The organism is Stenotrophomonas sp. OVS01A (genome assembly GCF_019969775.1).
Classification (GTDB): Bacteria; Pseudomonadota; Gammaproteobacteria; order Xanthomonadales; family Xanthomonadaceae; genus Stenotrophomonas; species Stenotrophomonas indicatrix.
Genome location: NZ_JAHXYV010000001.1, coordinates 35,065 through 54,304 on the forward strand (window position 1 = coordinate 35,065; position 19,240 = coordinate 54,304).

A 19,240-nucleotide genomic window follows, 5' to 3' on the forward strand; every position below is an offset into this window, starting at 1 on the left:
TGCGATAAGCTGCTGGCCATTGGACGACATTTTAAGGCCCCGATGCCGACGATGCCCGCATTGATTCGCATCCCCAGTGTTCTGCTGCTGTCTCTGGCCTGTGCGCAGGCCCTGGCGGCGGAGCCCGCCAAGGCGCCTGCACGGCCTGCGGTGACTGAGGAACTGGCGCTGGAGCCGGTGCTGGCCGGCGAGTTCGCCCTGCAGGCCGGCAAGCTGGCCGAGGCCGCGCGCTGGTACCTGCAGGCGGCCCAGCAGACCGACGGCGACGCCGGCCTGGCCGAGCGGGCGACCCGTATCGCCATGCTGGCCAACGAAGATGGCGCCGCGGCCAAGGGCCTGGCCCTGTGGCAGCAGCGTGCGCCGCGCTCATTGGCGATGCGCAGCGCCGCCGGTGCGCTGGCGATGCGCCAGGGCGATGTGAAGGCTGCGCGCAGCGAGCTTCAGGCCTTGTTGCAGGACCCGGGGGATGAGGGCTGGAAGTTCGCCCTGGGCGCCTTGATCGGCGGTGGCCGCGATCCGGCCGTGCCGGCCCAGGTGCTGGGCGAGCTGGTCGATGCCAACGCCATTCCCCAGAAGATCGAGGCCTGGCAGGAGTTTGGACGCCTTGCACTGCGCATGGAGAAGCCCGAGCTGGCACGGCGCATGATCGATGAGGTGGTCAAGCGCTTCCCCGAGGAGCCACGCGTGGCGTTGCTGCGCGCCAGCCAGCTGCAGCAGGCCGGCCAGACCGACCAGGCGCTGTCGCTGCTGCATGGGGTGGAGCCGAAGACCCGTCAGGACCCGGAGCTGCGCAACGCGGTGGCCATCGCCTATGACAGCCTCGGCCAGCCGGCAGCGGCCGAGCGCGTGCTGGCGGTCGGTCCCCAGGATGTGCAGACGTGGGGCATGCGCGCTTCGCTGCTGGCCAAGCAGGGCGACAAGGCCGCGCTGTCCAATCTGTACAACGAACTGTCTCGGCAGGCGGCCAAGCCGGACCCGGCGCAGCGCCTGTTGCTGGGCAAGATCGCCGAGTACCTCAAGCGCTACCCGGAGGCGGTCAACTGGTATCACAGCGTTCCTGGCGGCGATGAGCTGAATGAAGCGCGCCTGCGCGCGGCCAATGCGCAGGGTCTGGCGGGCCGGCAGTCGCTGGCGCTGGATGAAGTGCATGCCATCCAGTCCGATGCCAGCGTGGATGACGATGTGCGGCGCGATGCGTATCTGCTGGAAGCCGAGCTGCGCCAGCGCGCCGACGACCTTCCCGGCGAGATCGACGCACTGGCCCGTGGCTTGGCCGCGTATCCGGACGAAAACGGCCTGTTGTATGCCCGTGCGCTGGCCTGGGAGCGCCGCGATGACATCGCCCGTGCCGAGGCCGACCTGCGCAAGATCCTGGTGACCGAGCCGGAGAACGTGCCGGCATTGAACGCACTGGGCTATACCCTTGCCGACCGTACTGGCCGTTACCAGGAAGCGCTCGAACTGATCGACCGCGCGCGCGTGGCCGAACCGGACAACGCCGCCATCGTCGACAGTTATGGCTGGGTGCTGTATCGGCTGGGGCGCAACGCCGACGCGCTGGTACAGCTGCGCCGCGCCTGGACGCTGGCCAAGGACCCGGAAATCGCCGCCCACGTAGGCGAGGTGCTGTGGGTGCTGGGCAAGCACGATGAAGCCCGTCACTTCTTCGAGGAAGCGGCCAGGCTCGACCCTGAAAACCGCGCGCTGCTGCGCGCCCGCGAGAAATTCAATCCATGAGCGTTTCCACGATCCGGCCGTTGCTGCTGGTGGCCGTGACCCTGGCCCTGAGTGCCTGTACCACCGTTGGCCGGCAGAAAACGCCGGCGCCGGCCGTGGTCACCACCGTTTCCGCCGAAGCGACCGCCGCCGAGGCCGCACGCGTGGACGCGCTGCGATCGGCGTCGGAGTGGAATTTCCAGGGCCGGGTGGCGGTCAGCAAGGGCAAGGAGGGTGGCAGCGGCCGCATCGACTGGAAACAGGAAGGCCAACGCTATGTCGTCGAACTGAGCGCGCCGGTCACCCGCCAGAGCTGGAAGTTGAGCGGTGATAGCCATCATGAAGCCGGCCGTCTGGAAGGACTGGCCGGTGGTCCGCGAGACGGTGAAGACGCGCAGGCCCTGTTGCTGGAAGCCACCGGCTGGGACATCCCGGTCAACCAGCTGCCGGACTGGGTACGCGGTCTGGTCGCCGGCGACAGCGCTGGGCCGGAAAAGATCGAGCGTGATGCTGATGGCCGTCCGCGGCGCATGCAGCAGATGGGGTGGGTGATCCAGTATCTGGACTGGTATCCGGCCGAAGCCGGGCGTCCGGCCCTGCCGCGCAGGGTCGAGGCGGTCAATGGTGACGCCAAGGTGCGCCTGCTGGTCGACCAGTGGGGGCAAGGCGCGCCATGAACGCGCGGGTGGATGACGCGGGCTGGTCCTGGTGGCCGGCCCCGGCCAAGCTGAACCTGTTCCTGCATATCACCGGCCGCCGTGCCGATGGCTACCACGAGCTGCAGACCGTGTTCCGCCTGCTCGACTGGGGCGACCGGATCGGCCTGCGCCTGCGTGAAGACGGCCAGGTGCGGCGGCAGGGCGATGGCCTGGCCGGTGTCGCGGAGGCGGATGATCTGGCGGTTCGCGCAGCGCGATTGCTTAAAGAGGTGGCGAATGTCGAGAAAGGTGTCGATATCGTCGTCGAAAAGCACGTTCCTGCGGGCGGCGGTTTCGGCGGCGGTTCGTCCGATGCGGCCACCGTGCTGGTGGCGCTGAACCGGCTCTGGGGCGCGGGGCTGGACGAAAATACGCTGGCGGCGCTGGGCTTGCGCCTCGGCGCCGATGTGCCGGTATTCGTGCGTGGCCACAACGCCTGGGCCGAGGGGGTAGGCGAGCGGCTGCAGCCGATCACCCTGCCGCAGGCCTGGTATGTGGTCGTTGATCCGGGCGTTCATGTGCCGACCCCGCTGCTGTTCGCAGATCCGGATTTGACGCGCGACAGTCCACAGGCGAAAATAGAGGACTTCGCTTCCGGCTTGCTGGTCGGGAACGTGTTCGAACCGGTGCTGCGCCGCCGTGAGCCTGCCGTCGAGGCGGTGCTTGCTGCGTTGAGCGACATCGGCACGGCACGACTGACCGGTTCGGGAAGTGGTTGTTTCGTCGAGTTCGATTCGCAGGCTGCCGCCGAGCAGGGACGAGCGAAGTTGTCGAAGGAGTTGCGGGCAAGGGTGGCTGCGGGCGTTGCACGTTCGCCACTGCTGGATGCACTCGAGCAACACTGATTCATCAATGCAGGGGCGTCGCCAAGAGGCCCAAGGCACCAGGTTTTGATCCTGGCATTCGGAGGTTCGAATCCTCCCGCCCCTGCCAATGCGGCTGCGTCCGCGCCTTCCAGCGCATCACCTGCGCGGGACGTGGGAACAGCCGCGGTGTTGTCAGCAGCAGGGGCCGACGTGGTCCTTGCCGCTACCGGATCCCCGCCACTCGTCCCCGCCCGAGACAATCATGATGCAAGAGTCCCCGAACCTGCTGGTCTTTTCCGGCAACGCCAACAAACGTCTGGCGCAGAACATCTGCAAGGAACTGGGAGTCCGCCCGGGCAAGGCGCTGGTCTCGCACTTCTCCGATGGTGAAGTGCAGGTGGAAATCGAAGAGAACGTCCGCAAGCAGGACGTGTTCGTGATCCAGCCGACCTCGGCGCCGAGCGCGGAAAACCTGATGGAACTGCTGGTGCTGATCGACGCGCTCAAGCGCGCATCGGTGGCCAGCGTGACCGCCGTGGTGCCGTACTTCGGCTACTCGCGCCAGGATCGCCGCATGCGTTCCTCGCGCGTGCCGATCACCGCCAAGCTGGCGGCGAAGATGTTCAGCACCGCCGGCGCTGATCGCGTGCTGACCGTCGACCTGCACGCCGACCAGATCCAGGGCTTCTTCGATATTCCGGTCGACAACGTGTATGCCTCTCCGCTGCTGCTGGCCGACATCTGGCGCGCCTACGGCACCGAGAACCTGATCGTGGTGTCGCCGGACGTGGGCGGCGTGGTCCGCGCCCGTGCAGTGGCCAAGCGCCTGGATGACGCCGACCTGGCGATCATCGACAAGCGCCGTCCGCGCGCCAACGTCTCCACCGTGATGAACATCATCGGTGACGTCGAAGGCAAGACCTGCGTGATGGTCGATGACATCGTCGACACCGCCGGCACCCTGTGCGCCGCTGCTGCTGCCCTGAAGGCGCGCGGTGCGCTGAAGGTCGCCGCCTACTGCACCCACGCGGTGCTGTCGGGCCCGGCGGTGGACAACATCACCAATTCCCAGCTTGATGAGCTGGTGGTGACCGACACCATCCCGCTGAAGGACGCCGCGCGGGTGTGCAGCAAGATCCGCCAGCTGAGCGTGGCGGAAATGCTGGCCGAAACGATGCGCCGCATCGCCTTCGGCGAGTCGGTCAGCTCGCTGTACGTGGATTGATTTTTTTCGTCCCCGCCGGCAACGGCAGGGACACACCGGGCGCTTCTGGTCGCGGAAGTGCCTTCAACCGCCAAGCCGCAAGGCAAGGCAACAACCGAGTAGTCGAAAATGTCGAAGACCCATGAAATCAAGGTCACCAAGCGTGAACTGCAGCGTAAGGGTGCGAGCCGCCGCCTGCGTACCGCTGGTGTGATCCCGGCGATCGTGTACGGCGGCAACGCCGAACCGGTCGCCATCAGCCTGGACCACAACGAAATCTGGCTGGCCCAGCAGAACGAGTGGTTCTATGCATCGATCCTGGACCTGAACCTGGACGGCCAGGTGCAGAAGGTGCTGCTGCGTGACATGCAGCGCCATCCGTACAAGCAGCTGATCATGCACCTGGACTTCCTGCGCGTGAACGAGAACGAGAAGCTGACCGCTTCGGTTCCGCTGCACTTCATCAACGAAGACACCTCGCCGGCTGGCAAGGCTGCCGACGTCGTGGTCGCCCACGAACTGAAGGAAGTGGCCATCAGCTGCCTGCCGAAGGACCTGCCGGAGTCGATCGAAGTCGACCTGGGCGAGCTGAAGGCTGGCGACGTTGTGTACCTGTCGGACATCAAGCTGCCGAAGGGCGTGGAAATCCCGGCGCTGGCGCTGGGCAAGGACCACGACGACGCCATCGTCACTGCCAAGCACGGCAAGCAGGATGCTGCCGACGCTGAAGAAGCAGCGGCCGAGTAATACCCCGCGGCGCCTGTCCTTCGGGGCAGGCGCCGTATCTGGATGGAACGATGGCAGGATTGCGACTGATCGTTGGTCTGGGCAACCCCGGATCGGAGCACGCCCGGACCCGGCACAATGCCGGGTTTCATTTCGTTGAGGCCCTGGCTGAAAAAGCCGGTGCACGATGGAACGTGGACAGCAAGTTGTTTGGCGAGACCGCCAAGGTCGACATTGCCGGACAGACCGTGTGGCTGCTCAAGCCGGCCACCTTCATGAACCTCAGCGGCAAGTCGGTCACCGCCGCACAGCGGTTCTGGAAGATCGAGCCGGAGGACACCCTGCTGGCCCACGACGAACTGGACCTGGCGCCCGGCGTGGCGCGCTTGAAGTTCGACGGTGGACACGGTGGCCAGAACGGCCTGCGTGACACCATCCGGTTGCTCGGCCATGGCAGGTTCCATCGCCTGCGCGTGGGCATCGGCCATCCCGGCCACAAGGACCGCGTGGTGGGCTGGGTGCTGGGACGCCCCTCCAAGGACGATGAAGTACTGATCTCCCGCGCCATCGACGATGCGATCGACGTGCTGCCGTTGGCGGTGCAGGGCGATTTCAGCGAAGCGATGAAGCGGCTGCACACCCCGAAATAACCGGTAGTGCCGGCCGCTGGCCGGCAACGGGTACCAACCGGCCCCGGTAGGTGCCAACCGGCCCTGGTAGGTGCCAACCTTGGTTGGCACAGATGTTGATCGACGACACCGAGATGGATTGGCCAAGCGGCGCGTGCGCTGTTTCACCAATCACTTTCACCCCAGAGAGCTGTCACCCATGGGTATCAAATGCGGCATCGTCGGCCTGCCCAACGTCGGCAAGTCGACCCTGTTCAACGCGCTGACCAAGGCGGGCATCGCCGCGGCGAACTTCCCGTTCTGCACCATCGAGCCCAACGTCGGCATCGTGCCGGTGCCGGATCCGCGCCTGAACGAGCTGGCGGCGATCATCAACCCGCAGAAGGTCATCCCGACCGCGGTGGAGTTCGTCGACATCGCCGGCCTGGTGGCCGGTGCGGCCAGTGGCGAAGGCCTGGGCAACAAGTTCCTGGCCCACATCCGCGAAGTGGATGCGATCACCCATGTGGTGCGCTGCTTCGAGAACGCTGACGTCATCCACGTCAACAACAAGGTCGACCCGATCTCGGACATCGACACCATCGATACCGAACTGGCCCTGGCCGACCTGGACAGCGTCGAGAAGGCACTGAACCGCGCCGAGCGTGCGGCCAAGGGCGGTGACAAGGACGCAGCGGCACGCAAGCCGGTGCTGGCCAAGCTGCAGGCCGCGCTGGCCGATGGCAAGGCCGGCCGTTCGGCGGGCCTGGACGAGGAAGAGAAGGCGCTGGTGCGCGATCTGTTCCTGCTGACCCTGAAGCCGGTGATGTACATCGCCAACGTGCTGGAAGACGGTTTCGAGAACAACCCGCACCTGGACGCCGTGCGCGCCCGTGCCGCCGAAGAAGGCGCGCAGGTGGTGCCGGTGTCGGCGGCGATCGAAGAAGAGCTGTCGCAGCTGGATGACGAAGACCGCGATACCTTCCTGGCCGACCTTGGCCTGACCGAGCCTGGCCTGAACCGTGTGATCAACGCGGCCTACAGCCTGCTCGGCCTGCAGACCTACTTCACTGCCGGTGTAAAGGAAGTCCGCGCGTGGACCGTGCGCAAGGGCGCCACCGCGCCGCAGGCTGCCGCGGTCATCCATACCGACTTCGAGAAGGGCTTCATCCGCGCCGAAACCATCGCGTATGACGACTTCATCAAGTACAAGGGCGAAGCCGGCGCCAAGGAAGCCGGTCGCCTGCGCCTGGAAGGCAAGGAATACCGCGTGCAGGAAGGTGACATCCTGCATTTCCGCTTCAACGTCTGATCGACGACGCAGCGCAGTGATTGTCCACAGGACCCCGCAATGCGGGGTCTTGTTGTATCGGGCGCCTGTCAGAAGGGGTGCACGAGCAGTGCCGCTGCGCGCTTCTGCTGCGGAAGCGCCAGCGCAGTGCTGCCGGTGGCCTTGGACAGAAATTCACCACGCCTTGAAACGCTTGCCGTGCAGGGCTCGCAGCTACTTGTCCACACCAAACCCCCACGGCTTTCCACGCGATGTGTGGAAAACCATCGAAGCGCCTGGACAAAAAACAGCCACACCCTGAAACGCTTGCGGCATAACGTTCAAGCCGGGTTGTCCACATCAAGTCCGCAGCGCTTTCCACCTGCTGTGTGGAAAACATGCACCTGCGGGCGCGGTGGATTGATTGGATAAAAAATGACCAGAGCTGAAAACGCTTGTCGTGCGTGGCTCATGGCCACTTGTCCACATCCAACCCCCATCGATTTCCACGCGTGGTGTGGAAAACAACAAGGGGTCCGACGACGCATCGCCGGACCCCTCGCTGGGATCACCCGTCGCAGCGCTTACCAGCGGTAAGAGACGCCCAGCTGGCCGCTGGTATCGCGGAAGCCCATGCCGCCGGTCTGGTGACTGATCTCACCCCAGCCGCGCCAGCCGCCCGACAGATTCACCTGCACGCCGGCCTTGGCTTCGTAGATGTCACGCGGCAACTGCCGGCGCAGGCGTTCTCCGTCCACGGCGATGGTCGCGTCGTTGCCACCGGACCACCAGCTCACCGCGACGAACGGCTGTACCTGCCCCTGGCGCTGCGTCAGCGAACGCGTGTACAGGCGTAGCCCCACACGCGTGGTGGTGCTGTCCTTGTCGCGTCCTTCAACCACCGTGCCGTTGGCCTCGACCACGCGGTCGGCGTCGTAGCGGCTGTGGATCACCTGCAGCTGTGGCTCCAGGTAGACACCGCGCTGGGCCGTGCGCTGCACGGGCAGCACATAGCCTGCCTCGGCCGATCCGGTCCAGCTGTGCGAACGATAGTGCTCCTTCTGCAGCCCTTCGCCCTGCACGCTGTTGCGGAAACGCCCGTACTGCAGCCAGCCGTCCACATACGCACCGTGCTCCATCCGCGCGTCCTGCAACCAGGTCGCATACAGGCCCAGGCTGGTGCCGTTGACCACACCGTGCGCGGTGTAACCGGTCACCTGCGAGCGACTGTCATTGCGTGCCCGGCCATGGCCGGCCATCACACCTGCCTGCAGCTGGCCGCCGGCATTGGCTTCGAAGCGACGACCGACGCCCAGCAGCACGCTGTTGAGCTCGCTGTCCACATCCACCTGGTGGCCGCGGCTGCCGGGCGCGCTGCTGCGCACCTGTGCCCAAGCAATGGCGTCGCTGCCACCACCGGTCGCCTCGGCAGGATCACCGCTGCGGTCGTACAGGCTGTGCCGGAACATGCCCAGCGCACTGCTCTGGTTGGCCATGTATACCGCCGGCTCCGGTCGCTCCACGCGCGGCGGTGCCGGCGGCAGTGGCGGATCGACCGGCGGAACTACCGGCGGATCGATCGGCGGAGCAGGCGGATCGATCGGCGGAGTCGGCGGAGTCGGCGGATCAATCGGCGGATCGGGCGGTTCCGGCGGGTCGACCGGCGGGACGTATTCCGAGCGCAGGTACCAGTTGCCGTCATCCGGCGTGGAGACGCCGCCCTTGTACAGGAAGTAGTCGTAAGCGCCGGCCACCGCGCGTCCCTGCAGCGAGAACTGCGCATCGGACTGGCCGCCCACGCTGATCAGGCGGATGCCTTCGCTGGTCAGGGCACCGGCGCCCCCTGCGTTGCGCACGCTGACGGAGGCGGTGCCACTGCTGTTGCCCTGGATCACCAGCTGGTCACCCAGCGAGGCATCGTCGCCCAGCGCGCGGTTGAACAGCCAGTGGCCATCGTTGCCGACATAGTCGCCGGTGACGGTCAGGGTCTTGAAGTCGTCGGTGGTGGGGGCGACGAAGGCGATGGTGCCGGCATGGTTCAGCGAGCCGACGCTGGAACTGGAACGCACGTTCCATTGGCTGCTGCCGTCCATCGCCAGCTGCGCGACCTGGTAGCCGGAGTCGCTGCGCAGCGCGCCGTTGAACACGGTGCCGTTGCGCAGCGTCATCTGCACGTTGGCGGTGGCGCTGTCGACCACCACATCGCCGGTCAGGCGGCTGTTGTCGGCAGTGAACAGAATGTCTGCGGTGGCGACTGAACTTCCATCGGTGAACACCGTATCGCTCACCCGCAGCAGGCGGCCACCGTCGAGGTTGCCTTGCTGGCGCGCGACGACATCGGTGTTGTTGAGCGTGAGCTCGTGGTTGCTGCCCTGCAGCCACAACGCGGGGCCGTCCTGGGTCTGCAGGGTGCTGTTGTTGAACACCAAGCGGTCCCAATACGGCCCGAACACGGTGATGTAGGAGCGATAGACACCCGAATTCGTGCCCTGCGCATGGATGCTCAGGTTGTCGGCGGTGAGCTTGGCCGTGTTCATCTGCACGATGCCGAACGAGGATGCACCCAGTGTGGTGATCGAGCCTCCGTCCAGCTGCGCATCGGCCGTGCTGCCGCCAAGGAAGACGCCGCCACCGCCGGTGCCGTAGGTGGTGATGTCCAGGTTCTTGGCGCGGATGCGCGAGTAGGGCGTCGGCGGATTGCTGCCCGAGGCACGCAGGCCGTAGACACCATCGCCGTGGGTATCGATGCTGCCGCCGGTGATCGTGGCAGTACCACCCCAGACGTCCACGCCATGGCCGTAGCCGTTGTCGCCATAGGTGCTGAGCGTGGTATCGGTGAGGTCGGCCAGCGAGTCCGCGCCGGACAGCCAGATGCCGGAATAGCCGTCGCGCACGGTGAAGTGGGCACCGTTGGTGGTCAGCTTGGCCCAGCTGTTAACGTTGACGCCGTAGCCGCCGACGGTCTCGAAACGGCCGCCGGTGATATCGGCGGTGGAGTACACGCGGTTGCCACTGTTGCCGAGCAGGCGGATGCTGCTGCCGCTGCTGCTGGCACTGCCGCCCACGATCTGCAGCGTGCCACCGTTGTCGATGTCGAAGTAGCCGTTGACCACGTCCACGTCGCGCAGCGACAGCACGCTGCCGCTGCCGCCGGAGGACAGACGGCCGCTGTAGCCGCTGCTGGCTTCGTCGAAGGTCATCTTCAGCGATTCCAGCGACAGCAGCGCGCCACCCTCGGCGTACACTGCGCTGTTGGCACCGTTGTTGATCTCCGTACCGGTCACGTGCAGTTCGCTGCCACGCCCAGTGGAGTACAGCGCGTGCCCGCCGCTGCTGACACGGCCACCGTTCAACCACACCTTGCCGCCACCGGTGGCATTGACCGTGCCGTAGCCGGAGCCATTGCGGAAGGCATTGATGACCAGGTTGTTGGCGCGGATCACGCTACCCGCACCGCTGGCGTTCAGCGCATAGCCGACGGTGGTGCTGCCGCTGCCGACCTGCAGGATGCCGCCCTCGAGCAGGACGCTGCCACCGGCGCTGGCAAGGATGCCGCTGCCGCCGCCGGTGCTCGAGATCCAGCTGCCATCGACCGTAATGGTGCTGCCCACACCGTTGGCCTCCAGCGCGTAGCCGCCTGCACTGTGCTGCAGGGTGTCGTCGGCGCCCAGCTGCAGGCTGCCACCATCGGTAACCTTCAACGGCCCCTGCAGTTCGGCCGCATGCACGGGCAGGGCGGCCCACAAGGCGCTGGCCAGCAGGCTGGGAATCAGGGGAAGGCGCGCTACGCGCGCGCAGGCGCGCGCACGGCGGCGCCGTGGGGGAGAGGCGTTCATGCTGTTGGATTCCTGTGGCAGGGCGCAGCGCGGCTGCGCGATCTGGCGCGGCAGGGCCGCGTCGCTGTGGAAACCGCGTGCGATGGCCGCTGCAGGCGCCATCCGGTTTCCCTCCCGCCGGTAACGCGATGACGATGGGACGTCGTCACCGTGGCGGGATGCATCCAGACTAGAAATCAGCCCTGTCCTATGGAATCAGGCGTTTCCTAAAGCACTTCGTGCCCGGCGCATGGGCCGGGCACGGTTCAGCGTTGTGGACGCCTCAGGCGAACAACGAGGCCTGCAGGCAGTACTCGATCAGCGCCTGGTCGCTGTCCACGCCCAGTTTGCGCATCGCGCTGATCTTCTGGGTGCTGACCGTCTTCGCGCTGCGCTGCAGTTGGCGGGCGATGTCGCCCACGCTCATGCCGCCGGTGAACAGGCGGATCACTTCCAGTTCCCGTGGGGAAAGGCGTGCCAGCACCACCGCGGCATCGGCCGGTTCCGCCGCGGCAACCGGCATCAGTCCGGGCGGGCGATAGATGCGGTCGGCCAGCACCGTGCGCAGCGCCTGCACCAGGCTGCCCAGGCCGTGGCTCTTGAGCACCACGCCGCCCGCGCCAGCGGCATACATGGCTGCCACCAGCGAAGGATTGGAGACCATCGTCAATACCAGTACATGCGTGTCCGGGAAGCTGCGGCGCAGGAACGAGATCAGCTTGATGCCATCGCCGAAGCTGTCACCACCGGGCATGCTGTAATCGGTGATCACCGCATGGGGCTGGGTGCTCGTCATCAGCTCGATCAGGGTCGCCGGATCGGCGGCCTCGCCGACCACGTCCAGGTCCAGTTCGCCAGCCAGGACATCGCGGATGCCGGCAAGCACGATCGGGTGGTCGTCAGCGATGAGGATGCGGGTGGTCATGGCAGTGTCGGGTTGCGGGAAGGTGAGGGGGCGGCGACGTGCGTCAATGGTCCCAGCAGCCGTTGCAGGCGCCGTTGGAAATGGTCGAGCGCCCCGGCCAGCGCAGGCAGCGTGTCGCCGTCGCCGATCTGTTGTTCGATCTGCTGGCCGTGTGTCACCAGTGCCGGTGCGCCGACGATCACCAGTGCGCCGCGGATGCGATGCAGCACCTGTGCCACGCGTTCGGGCGAGGCATCGCCGATCGCCCGCTGCAGGCTGTCCAGGTCGGCCTGCATGGTCTGCACGAACAACGCCTGCATCTTTTCCGGAACCTGCAGCGGAGCATCGGCATCGTCGTCGCTGGGTTCGCTGTGCGGCCCGGCCGTGACCTGGGTCAGCAGGCGCTGCAGTGCTGCCAGGGTGATCGGCTTGACCAGCACCCCCTGCATCCCTGCCTCGTGGCAGCGTTGCCGTTCGGCCGGGTCGGCGTTGGCGGTTGCGCCATGGATCGGTACGCCAACCCCACGCGCGCGCAATGCACGGGCCAGACCGTAACCGTCCAGTCCCGGCATGTTGAGGTCGGTCAACACCAGGGCAAAAGGACGCTGCGGCCAATAGCGCAGGGCCTCATTGCCGTCGCTGGCGACCACAGCGTGGCAGCCGAGCTGCTCCAGCTGGTCACGCAGGATCGCCTGGTTGATCGGGTTGTCTTCGGCGACCAGTACCTGCAGCCCACCGAACCTGCGTGTCGCGGGCAGACGCCCGTTGACCTCGGCGGGCAGTGCTCGCCCGGCTGCAGCCGCCAGCGCCATCACGATCGCATCCAGGCGATGCACGCCGACCTGCCAATGTCCCTGCACCTGTTGCGGCTGCATTCCGCCTTCGCGGCAGGCCACCACCTGCGGTCCACTCCACGCAGGCGCACCCTCGTCCAGCACAAGGTCGAGCATCACCGTGCCAGGGTCGACAAGCGCCGGTGCATCGTCGCGGTGCACGCTGGCCTGTGCGCCACGCTGCTGCAGCCGATCGCATATCGATTGTGCAAACTCGCGAACGCTGCCGCGAACCTGCACCGGCAGCCCTGCCGGCAACTGCGGTGAAGCCGCCTGCAGCGGATCGGGTATTGCCTCAGGCAGCGGCAGTTCGACCGAGAAACTGCTGCCCAGGCCGCTTTCGCTGACCACCCGCAGGTGGCCGTCCATCATCGCGGTCAGGTGTGCACAGATCGCCAGGCCCAGTCCGGTGCCACGCATGGCATCGGTGCCCGGGTTGGCCTGGAAGAAGGGTTCGAACAGATGTGCCTGGTGCTCGCTGGCGATGCCGATGCCGGTATCGGCCACCTGCCAGCGCAGCCAGCAGCGATCATCGATGTGCTGTGCACCCAGGCGCACCACGACCCGACCGCTGTCGGTGAACTTCAGCGCATTGCTGATCAGGTTGTTGAGGATCTGGCGGATGCGCGCGGCATCACCATTGACCGCAGCCGGTACGTCCGGGTCGATGCAGGCGTAGAACTGCAGGCCCTTGTGTGCGGCGGCAGCGGCGTAGGAGTCCAGTGCGTCCTCGGTCAACCGCACCGGATCGAACGCGCCGGGTTCCAGACTCAGCTGGTCGGCCTCGGCCTTGCTGACATCCAGAATGTCGCTGATCAGCTGCATCAATGTCGATGACGAGCGCTGGATCGTGTCCAGGTAGTCCTGCTGGCGCGCATCCAGCGGGGTCAGGCCAAGCAGTTCCAGCGTGCCGAGCACGCCGTACAGCGGGGTGCGTATTTCATGGCTCATGGTGGCCAGGAACTGGCTTTTGGCGCGGTTGGCCTGGTCGGCCGCGCGCCGTGCCTGCTGCAGCACCTGCTCGGCCTCGTGCTGGCTGCTGAGATCGATGAACAGGCACAGCACAGCCGGTTCGCCGCGATAGCGCGCGGGCGTGGCGGTGATCAGCAGGTGGCGGTTGTCCGGCGTGGTGTAGGCCAGGCCGTCGCCCGTGGCAGTGCCGCCGGCGGCGAGCACACTGCGTCGCCAGGGCCCGTGCCAGCCACCCTCGTCGTGGTCTTCCCCCAACCACTGACGCGCCAGCGCGTTGTCCAGCAGCACGCGGCCATCGGTGCGACGCAGCAGGCACAATCCGATCGGTGCGTTGTCGAGGATGGTGCGGCTGAAGGCTTCGCTTTCCAGCAACCGCGCATGGTTGCGGCGCAGTGGTTCGATCACCGAACGCCGGTAGGCACGCAGGATCAGCACGCCACCGGTGGCCAGCAGCAGTGCCACCACCATGCTGCCCAGCAGGGGCCCGCGCGGGTGCTGGAATACCTGTTGCCATCCCACGTGATACACCGCCAGCCAGCCGTGTTCGCTGCGCATGCGGAACAGCAGGCCGTCCAATCCCGCGCGCCAGGACGTAGCGGCGCGGCTGGCATCGCTGGCATCACCGAGCAGCAGGCGGCCGTTGCCATCGAACAGTGACATCCGTTCGAACACCGGCGTACCCATCACCTGGCGGTAGTCATCGACGCGGCCGGGATCCAGCAGGCAGGCCACGGCGGCCAGTGACTCGTCCTCGTTCTCGCCCCACAGGCGGGCATCCTGCGGCGCGTGCGCGATGGCAAGCAGCCGGGTCTGGCCTTCGCGCCAGGCCACCGGTGTCCAGACCACGCTGCCGCGGCGCAGCGCTGGACGTTCGCGCAGGACCTGGTGGATGGCGGCCAGTGCCGGATGCAGGTGATGCGGGCTGCTCTGGCCCGGATCACCACGCGTTGTCTGGATCGGCGCAAGCAGGCCACGGCGGCCCTGGCCATCGACCAGCAGGCATTGCGGAGGCGGAAACCGGGAGGCCGCCCAGAAAGCGCCGTAGAAGCGCAGGAAGCGGTCGCCCAGTTCGTCCGCTGCCTGTGCCGAAGCGCCACTGTCGGCACCGATCCGGGCGAAACTGGCGAACAAGGGGCTGGGCGGCGCACGCGAGGCAGATTCGTCCACTGGCTGCCCGCGACTGCCTACGTCATGCAGGCGCCATTGCCGCAGGAAGCGGTCCTGTTCCTGCAGCGTGCCGTCCAGGCGACGGAAGTGATAGCGGATCTTGCTCTGTTCTTCGTTGAACAGCTGGCTGCCGGTGGACAGCAGCAGGCCGGCCTGCAGGGTTGCCAGCACCACCACGCCAATCAGCAGGGCATGTACGCGCAGGGAGCGGCGGGCGAGTCGGCGTACGGGAGCGGCCTCGGCCGGCATGGGCAGGTCTCGGAGCAGTAGGCGGTCGATGGCGGCCCGAAGGGCCCGGGGCACGGCCGGTACCGCCGCGCAGAGAGGATCGTCAATGACTCTTGATGGGATTGTGAAGCCTTTCAGCCTCGACTGTCAGTGCGATGCTGCACGGCTGCCGCGCGCGCCCTCATCCGGAGCATCTTCGTCCAGCAGTCGGGTGAAGTCGTCCGATGGCAGCGCCTGCGAAATCAGGAAACCCTGTACCTGGTTGCAGCCGAGCTGGCGCAGCGCGGCCAGATCGGCATCGCTCTCCACGCCTTCGGCAACGATGGTCAGACCGAGCTGGTTGGCCAGCGCGATCACGGTGGTCAAGGTCAGGTGCAGGGCGGGATCGCGCGCGCAGCCGCTGACCAGCGCCCGATCGATCTTGACCTCGGTGAAGGGGGTGTTGACCAGGTTGTGCACCGAGCTCAGGCCTTGGCCGAAGTCGTCCTGGGCCAGGCCGAACCCCTTCATCCGCAACCGGCACGCGCCTGCATAGAAGTCGCTCACGTGGCGGGTGGTGCTGTTCTCCATCAGTTCGAAGCACAGGTCAGCCGGGTTGCCGCCGGCGGCCAGGGTCAATGCCAGCAGCTCATCGGGAAGATCGGACTGCTCCAGCAGATGCGGCGGCAGGTTGATCGATACCGGCACGCGGAATCCCTGGGAGCGCCAGCGCGCCTGCGCCTGGATGCTGGCGGTGAGCATCGCGCGCAGCAGTTCGCCCTCCAGGCCATGACGGCACAGTGCCGGCAGGAAGCTTCCAGGCGCCAGTGTTCCGAGCTGCGGATGGCGCCAGCGCACCAGTGCTTCGGCGGCAACCACGCGCCCGGACTGCAACGACTTCTTCGGCTGGAACCAGGCGGTCAGGCTGCCGTCGGCCAGCGCCTGCCGCAGCTGCACCGCGTCCGGCTCGGGTGTCAGCGCAGCCGGGCTGGTGCGTACGGCTGGCCGGGTCTGCGCCAGTGCATCGAGCAGCGCATCGACATCGCTGGCGGCGACCGGCTTGGCCAACAGGCCGACCACGTCCAGGCCCAGTGATTCAGCCATCAACCGTGCCGAACTCATCATCCGCCGCGAGGCTGCGCTGACCACGGCAAGCCGCGGCGGACGCGGCTGCGCGGCCAGTGCCTGGATGAACTGGATGCCATCCTGGCCGGGCATCAACAGATCGCTCACCACCAGGTCATAGGCCTGGCAGGCACACAGGGCGATAGCCGCATCGACGTCTTCGCAGGCGTCGACCTGCACGCCGGCGCGCGCGCTGAACAGATTGACGAGATAGCCGCGTTGGAACGGCTGGTCTTCCAGGATCAGGACACGGCGGGTCATGCGGGATCTCCTTGGCGAACGGCGGAAAGCGCCTGACGCAGGCGTGCGATGTCGATGGGTTTGCTCAGATAGCCCTGCATGCCACTGGCCAGGCAGCGCTCGCGCTCCTCGGCGGTAGCGTTGGCGGTGGCGCCGATCACCGGCAGCAGAACGCCCTCCGCCCGCAGCCGGCGCGCCAGGGTGTGGCCGTCCATGCGCGGCATGTTGATGTCGGTGACCACAAGGTCGAAGTCATGGGCCTGGCACAGCTGCAACGCCTCGACACCATCCTGCGCAAGCTCCACCTCGCAGCCCAGGGCCTGCAGCTGTTCGGCCAGGATCACCCGGTTGATGGGATTGTCTTCCACGGCCAGCACCCGCAGTCCCAGCGGGCCTGGCTGCACATCGCGCGCTGCGGTCGGCAGCGTTGCGCATTGGCGCTGCTGGCGTGCCACCGCCAAGGCGATCGAGGACATGCCATGCAGGGTGACCAGCAGCGCGCCATCGGCGGCAGGTGCCGGTTGGTCGCCACCATCGATCGAGGCCAACACCCGCGGTCCCTGCCAGGCCAACGGCTGTTCCGCCTCGCCATCCATCAGGATCGCGCCGGCGTGGTCGAGCAGGGCAGGATCGCCCTGCAGCGGCTGCGCATTGGCACCCCAGCGGCGCAGCCAGCCACAGGCACTATCGACCAGCTCGCGATCGCGGCCGCGCACGTACACCGGCGGTTCGGCCAGCAACGCGGGGCCATCCTCGGTCGCCGCCAGCACCGGCAAGGGCAGGCGCACGGTGAAACTGCTGCCCAGTCCCGGCTCGCTGACCACGCGCAGTTCGCCACTCATCAAGCGCACCAGGCGGTCGCTGATCGACAGGCCCAGCCCGGTGCCCTGCGCACTGGCAGCGCCACGGACCTGACGGAAGGGCTCGAACAGGCGTGCCTGTTCCTCGGTGGCGATGCCCACGCCGGTATCGGTGACCTGCCAGGCCAGCACGCTCGACTCGCCTTCGCGCTGCACCAGTCGTACGCGCAGCACCACCCGGCCATGCTCGGTGAACTTGATGGCATTGCTGAGCAGGTTGCCGAGCACCTGGCGGATCCGGTCGGCATCACCGAGCACCCGTGTCGGCAACCGGGGATCGGTGCAGACCAGTACCTGCAGGCCTTTGCGCGTCGCCGCAGCGGCGAAGCTGCGCAGCACGCTCTCGGTCAGCTCGCGCGGCGAGAACGATGCCGGCTCCAGGCTCAGCTGGCCCGACTCGATCTTGGACACATCCAGCACGTCGCTGATCAGTTGCAACAGCACCGACGAGGAACTCTCGATGGTGCGCAGGTACTGCGACTGGCGCGCATCCAGGGGCGTGCGACCGAGCAGCTCCAGCGTGCCAAGCACTCCGTACAGCGGCGTGCGGATCTCATGGCTCATGGTCGCCAGGAACGCGCTCTTGGCCTGGTTGGCGGCGTCGGCCGCCTGCCGCGCCGAGGACAGCGCCGCCTGCGCCTGGCGATGGCGTGAGATGTCATGGAACACGCACAGCAGCACGTCGTCATCCTGGTAACGGCAGGCCGCATGCAGCACCTGCAGCTGGCGACCGTCGCGTGCGGTGAACTCCAGCCCGCGACCGCGTTCGCCGGCATGCCCGCGCCACGGTGCCTGCCAATCGCTGTCCGTGCCTTCCTCGCCCAGCCAGTCGCGCAGCAGCTGGTTGGACAGCAGCAGCTGGCGGTCGCTGCGGCGCAGGACACAGATGCCGACCGGCGCCAGGTCGATCACCGTGGAACTGAAATCCAGGCTTTCCAGCAGGCGCCGGTGCTGCAGCAGGGCCGGCTGGATCAACTGGCGGTCGACGCGATGCCGCAGCAGGCGCAGCGCGATGCCCGCCAGCAGCAGCAACGCACTGCTGATCAGCAGCGAGGTCGCCATGTCGCCGAGCAGCAGGCGTGGAGGCAGGTGATAGACCAGCCGCCAGCCGTCATTGCCTACGCCCTTCACCAAGGCCACGCCGCGTGGCAGGCCTGTGCTCCAGAGCACGCCGAAACTGTCGTCCTGGCGCTGCTGCAGTGCTTTCCAGCCTGCGCTGTCCAGGCGCGGAGCCAGGCTCGACAGGGCGGGCTGCCCGTCGCGGTCCAGCAGGGCGTAGCCGCCGATGCCCTGGCCATCGATCATTTCCGAGGCGGCCGCACTGTCCAGCAGCAGCATCAACCACTGGCCCGGTTGCGGTCCGGCCTGTACCGGTTGTGCCAGAGCGACCCCGGCGTCGCCCGCGCGCAGCCAGTACACCGGGTCGGTACCGGCAAGCGTGCCGCTGCGCTGCTGCAGTACATGCAGCGTGGGCAGGCCGGCGATGTCCACGTCGGCCTGGCCGCCGGCCAGCCAATGCGTTCCCTGCGCGTCGACCAGCAGCAGATGGGTCTGCAGGGTCTGCAGCGTGTGTTCTGCGCGCGGCGACAGCAGCAGGCGCTGGCCCGGCTTTCCACCCGGCCCGTCCAACGGCAGCTGGCGTACGCCCTCGCTGGACGGCGCCGACGGATCACCCACCACCACCGAATCGCCCAGATAGCGCAGCAGGGCCTCACGCTGGTCGAAGTAGATCTGCGCCCTGTACGCGGCGGCATTCATGTCGCGGCGGTGGCTGGAGATATCTTCGGTCAACGCGGTCAGCAGGTAGAAGCCGGTGGCGGCAGCCAGGCACAGGAACACGCACACCGTCAGCCAGCGCAGCAGCACCGAAGCGGTGGTCGGCGGTGCGACCAGGGGCAGGGAAGGGCGAGGGAATCGGAACATGCACCGATCCTAGGGAGGACGGTCACCCGCCCGGAATCAGCCATGTCCTAAAAAGCGGCGCGCCCGCCGTGGAGGAGGCCGCCGGCGGGGAACCGTTCAGGCTGGGGCAGGGGCTGGCGGTCAAAAAAAGACCCCCGCCGAAGCGGGGGTCTGTGGCGAGCCACCA

12 protein-coding genes and 1 tRNA gene are annotated in these 19,240 nt (G+C 67.1%); 8 read left to right on the forward strand and 5 right to left on the reverse strand.

Annotated features, from left to right (window positions below; translation table 11 throughout):
- Positions 1 to 51 precede the first annotated feature (51 nt).
- From LC407_RS00180 to ychF, 8 genes are all read left to right on the forward strand, one after another.
- Positions 52 to 1,737, forward strand: coding sequence for a tetratricopeptide repeat protein (locus LC407_RS00180; RefSeq protein ID WP_181950744.1), 1,686 nt, complete (start codon positions 52 to 54; stop codon positions 1,735 to 1,737).
- Positions 1,734 to 2,393: a lipoprotein insertase outer membrane protein LolB gene (gene lolB / locus LC407_RS00185; protein ID WP_059066089.1), complete on the forward strand. Its 660-nt coding sequence runs from the start codon at positions 1,734 to 1,736 to the stop codon at positions 2,391 to 2,393. The genes LC407_RS00180 and lolB overlap by 4 nt, the downstream gene beginning before the upstream one ends.
- On the forward strand, positions 2,390 to 3,259 hold the full coding sequence (gene ispE, locus LC407_RS00190; RefSeq protein WP_059066090.1) for a 4-(cytidine 5'-diphospho)-2-C-methyl-D-erythritol kinase: 870 nt from the start codon (positions 2,390 to 2,392) through the stop codon (positions 3,257 to 3,259). Before lolB ends, ispE begins: the two co-directional genes overlap by 4 nt.
- An 11-nt stretch (positions 3,260 to 3,270) precedes the next feature.
- A tRNA-Gln gene (locus LC407_RS00195) sits at positions 3,271 to 3,347 on the forward strand.
- 138 nt (positions 3,348 to 3,485) lie between these two features.
- Positions 3,486 to 4,445, forward strand: a complete 960-nt coding sequence (locus LC407_RS00200) for a ribose-phosphate diphosphokinase (RefSeq protein ID WP_025879147.1) — start codon at positions 3,486 to 3,488, stop codon at positions 4,443 to 4,445.
- Between the two features lie 108 nt (positions 4,446 to 4,553).
- A complete protein-coding gene (locus LC407_RS00205) occupies positions 4,554 to 5,171 on the forward strand; it encodes a 50S ribosomal protein L25/general stress protein Ctc (protein WP_025879148.1) in 618 nt (205 codons plus the stop codon).
- Positions 5,172 to 5,221: 50 nt separating this feature from the next.
- A complete protein-coding gene (pth, locus tag LC407_RS00210; protein ID WP_025879149.1) occupies positions 5,222 to 5,800 on the forward strand; it encodes an aminoacyl-tRNA hydrolase in 579 nt (192 codons plus the stop codon).
- A gap of 178 nt (positions 5,801 to 5,978) precedes the next feature.
- Positions 5,979 to 7,070, forward strand: coding sequence for a redox-regulated ATPase YchF (gene ychF, locus LC407_RS00215; protein ID WP_025879150.1), 1,092 nt, complete (start codon positions 5,979 to 5,981; stop codon positions 7,068 to 7,070).
- Between the two features lie 542 nt (positions 7,071 to 7,612).
- Here the strand turns inward: ychF and LC407_RS00220 are convergent.
- From LC407_RS00220 to LC407_RS00240, 5 genes are all read right to left on the reverse strand, one after another.
- Entirely contained in the window at positions 7,613 to 10,864 is a 3,252-nt protein-coding gene (locus LC407_RS00220) for an autotransporter outer membrane beta-barrel domain-containing protein (protein WP_223481990.1), read from the reverse strand.
- 262 nt (positions 10,865 to 11,126) lie between these two features.
- Positions 11,127 to 11,768, reverse strand: a complete 642-nt coding sequence (locus LC407_RS00225) for a response regulator transcription factor (RefSeq protein WP_025879152.1) — start codon at positions 11,766 to 11,768, stop codon at positions 11,127 to 11,129.
- A complete protein-coding gene (locus LC407_RS00230; protein WP_223481991.1) occupies positions 11,765 to 14,968 on the reverse strand; it encodes a hybrid sensor histidine kinase/response regulator in 3,204 nt (1,067 codons plus the stop codon). Before LC407_RS00230 ends, LC407_RS00225 begins: the two co-directional genes overlap by 4 nt.
- 126 nt (positions 14,969 to 15,094) lie before the next feature.
- Positions 15,095 to 16,312, reverse strand: a complete 1,218-nt coding sequence (locus tag LC407_RS00235; protein WP_223481992.1) for an EAL domain-containing response regulator — start codon at positions 16,310 to 16,312, stop codon at positions 15,095 to 15,097.
- Positions 16,309 to 19,074 carry a response regulator gene (locus LC407_RS00240; RefSeq protein ID WP_223481993.1) on the reverse strand — a complete coding sequence of 922 codons (2,766 nt, stop codon included), beginning with the start codon at positions 19,072 to 19,074 and terminating at the stop codon, positions 16,309 to 16,311. Before LC407_RS00240 ends, LC407_RS00235 begins: the two co-directional genes overlap by 4 nt.
- Positions 19,075 to 19,240 lie beyond the last annotated feature (166 nt).

What these genes read in the sequence shown, in the direction of transcription:
- LC407_RS00180 (WP_181950744.1), top strand. Translation starts at nt 52, where the DNA reads ATGCCCGCATTGATTCGCATCCCCAGTGTTCTGCTGCTGTCTCTGGCC.
- lolB (WP_059066089.1), top strand. Translation starts at nt 1,734, where the DNA reads ATGAGCGTTTCCACGATCCGGCCGTTGCTGCTGGTGGCCGTGACCCTG.
- ispE (WP_059066090.1), top strand. Translation starts at nt 2,390, where the DNA reads ATGAACGCGCGGGTGGATGACGCGGGCTGGTCCTGGTGGCCGGCCCCG.
- LC407_RS00200 (WP_025879147.1), top strand. Translation starts at nt 3,486, where the DNA reads ATGCAAGAGTCCCCGAACCTGCTGGTCTTTTCCGGCAACGCCAACAAA.
- LC407_RS00205 (WP_025879148.1), top strand. Translation starts at nt 4,554, where the DNA reads ATGTCGAAGACCCATGAAATCAAGGTCACCAAGCGTGAACTGCAGCGT.
- pth (WP_025879149.1), top strand. Translation starts at nt 5,222, where the DNA reads ATGGCAGGATTGCGACTGATCGTTGGTCTGGGCAACCCCGGATCGGAG.
- ychF (WP_025879150.1), top strand. Translation starts at nt 5,979, where the DNA reads ATGGGTATCAAATGCGGCATCGTCGGCCTGCCCAACGTCGGCAAGTCG.
- LC407_RS00220 (WP_223481990.1), bottom strand. Translation starts at nt 10,864, where the DNA reads ATGAACGCCTCTCCCCCACGGCGCCGCCGTGCGCGCGCCTGCGCGCGC.
- LC407_RS00225 (WP_025879152.1), bottom strand. Translation starts at nt 11,768, where the DNA reads ATGACCACCCGCATCCTCATCGCTGACGACCACCCGATCGTGCTTGCC.
- LC407_RS00230 (WP_223481991.1), bottom strand. Translation starts at nt 14,968, where the DNA reads ATGCCGGCCGAGGCCGCTCCCGTACGCCGACTCGCCCGCCGCTCCCTG.
- LC407_RS00235 (WP_223481992.1), bottom strand. Translation starts at nt 16,312, where the DNA reads ATGACCCGCCGTGTCCTGATCCTGGAAGACCAGCCGTTCCAACGCGGC.
- LC407_RS00240 (WP_223481993.1), bottom strand. Translation starts at nt 19,074, where the DNA reads ATGTTCCGATTCCCTCGCCCTTCCCTGCCCCTGGTCGCACCGCCGACC.